This is a genomic window from Streptomyces durbertensis (assembly GCF_014156695.1).
GTDB classification, from domain to species: Bacteria; Actinomycetota; Actinomycetes; order Streptomycetales; family Streptomycetaceae; genus Streptomyces; species Streptomyces durbertensis.
This window is the reverse complement of sequence record NZ_WMLF01000629.1, coordinates 1-2,297: the sequence shown is the minus strand read 5'-3', so window position 1 is coordinate 2,297 and position 2,297 is coordinate 1. Positions and strand designations below refer to the sequence as shown.

At 76.2% G+C, this 2,297-nt stretch carries 1 protein-coding gene; it reads left to right on the top strand.

Features of this window, described 5'->3' with window-relative positions:
- The coding region (locus GL263_RS25245) for a tetratricopeptide repeat protein (protein WP_182858056.1) at positions 1-1,970 on the top strand (1,970 nt) is incomplete at its 5' end.
- Between the last annotated feature and the right edge of the window lie 327 nt (positions 1,971-2,297).

Sequence of the window (2,297 nt, the reverse complement as noted above, 5' to 3'; positions counted from 1 at the left end):
GCCTGGAACTGGCCAGACTCCGGGAGAGACTGACCGAGGCCGCGACCGCGCCGGTCGTCTGCCTGCTGGACGGACCCGGCGGCGTCGGCAAGTCGGCGCTGGCCGTCCGCGCGGCGCGGGACGTCGCCGACCGCTTCCCGGACGGCGTCCTCCACGTCGACCTGCACGGCAGCGACCCCTGCCGCCCGCCGCTGCCCACCTCCGAGGTCGTCCAGACCCTGCTCACCGCGCTCGGCGTCGACGAGCGGCGCGTACCCCGGGACACCGACCAGGCACTCGCCCTCTACCGCGACCGGCTGGCCGGCCGCCGCGTGCTGCTCGTCCTGGACAACGCGCTGCGCGCCGACCACGTGGCGCCGCTGCTGCCGGACAACGCGGGCTGCGCGGCGCTCGTCACCAGCCGCGCGGTGCTCACCGGACTCGGAGAGGCCCAGCACCTGCACCTCGACACGCTGTCGACGGCGGACGCCGTCGCCCTGGTACGCGCCGTGTCCGGCCGGCGGACCGAGGCGGGGGAGCAACCGCACTGGGAGGAACTGGTCGCCCTCTGCGGCCGACTCCCGCTGGCGCTGCGCGTCGTGGCCACCCGGATGGCGTCCCGGCCGCGCTGGACGGTCGCCGACTGGGTCTCCGTACTGCGCGACGAGCGCGGCCGGCTCGACGAACTCGTCACCGCGGACGTCGACGCCCGGGCCTCCCTGATGGTCGGCGTCGACCAGCTCGCCGCCTCCGCCGACGCCGGCGACCGGGAGGCCGCGCGGCGCTTCTGGACGCTCGGCGTGTGCGCGGTGACCCACCACACCGCCCCGACCTTCGCCGCGCTCACCGGACTGGACGCGCCGGCCGCCCGCGACGTGCTGGAACGGCTGACCGACGCGCAGATCGCCACCAGCCCCAGCCCCGGCCGCTACGCCCTGCACGACCTGGTGCGCTCGGCCGCGCTGCGGGACGCCGACCGGCTGCCGGCCGCCGAACGCCACCGGGCCCTGGCCCGTCTCGCCTCCTGGTACCTCGGCACCCTCTACCGCAGTACCGCACCGCTACCGGTCGGCGACTTCCTCCGCCGCAGATACCGCGAAGGAGCCGCACGCCACCCGGGCGGCCGCTGCTTCGAGCGACGCGACGAGGCACTCGCGTGGGTCGACCTGGAGCTCCCCGAAGTGCTCGCGCTCGCCGAGCAGCTGGCGCAGCCGGAGTTCGACGACGGCGGCCCTCCGCTCGCCACGTTCGCACTGGAGGCCACCAGGGCGCTGGAGAGCTACTTCGCGATCCGGTTCTGCTGGCGGTACCAGGAACGCCTCGCCACCACCCAACTCGTCGCCGCCGAACGGCGGTCCGACACCTTCGCCCAGGCCGTCGCGCTCGCCAGCCTCGGCCGGGTCGCCGGCCAGCGCGGCGACGGCGTCGGCGCCCTACGGCAACTCGACCGTGCGATCGACCTGTTCGAGCAGCTCGGCGCCCATGCCGAACTCGCCACCGGCTACAACAACCAGGTGCCCTGCCTGGCCATGGCAGGCCGGCTCGACGAGGCGGTGGCCGTCGGCAGGCGGGCCCTGCGCCACGCGGACCGGAACGGCCTGCCGGAGGTGCGCTGCTCCTCACTGAACAACCTCGGCCGGGTCCATCTGATGCGCGGCGAACGCGACGAGGCACTGCGGCTGCTGACCGAGAGCTACCGGCTGGCCCCGGTCAACCACCACCTGGTGGGGACCGCCTCCGTGCTGGCCGAGTTCCACCTGTCGAGCGCCGAGTTCGAACAGGCCGCGCACTGGGCCGGGCGCGGCCTCGAGCACGCCGCCGAGCAGCCGTTCGACCCGCCGCAGATCGCCGAGTTGTACACCGTGCTCGGCGCCGCGCTCGCGGGCCTCGGGCGCGGCGAGCAGGCGGCGACGGCGGAGGAGCGGGCCCGCTCGATGCTGGCCGACTTCAACTCCCGGGAGTCGGCCGACGGGTGCTCACAGCGGCGGTGACCGGCGTGGCGGGCGGCTGATACGCGGCTGATACCGGCACCACCTACGCTCAGTGGAGTACGGCGGTCCGCATCGCCGTACGCCGGGACCCGCCGGTCGGACGGCACGGGGGCTTCCGACCGTCCCGGGGACCGCCGGTCCGGCCCCGGGCGCCTCCACGGGGGTGGGGCGCCCGGGGCCGGCGTACGGGCGCGGCGCGGGATGCCCGCGCCGAACCAGCGTCACGGACCAGCCCCGCGGGCCAGCGCCACGTACCGGCGCGACGCCCGGCGCACGCAGCCGCCCGTCCGCCCGCGCGGGCGTGGTACCCCGCGCGCCCCCCGCGCC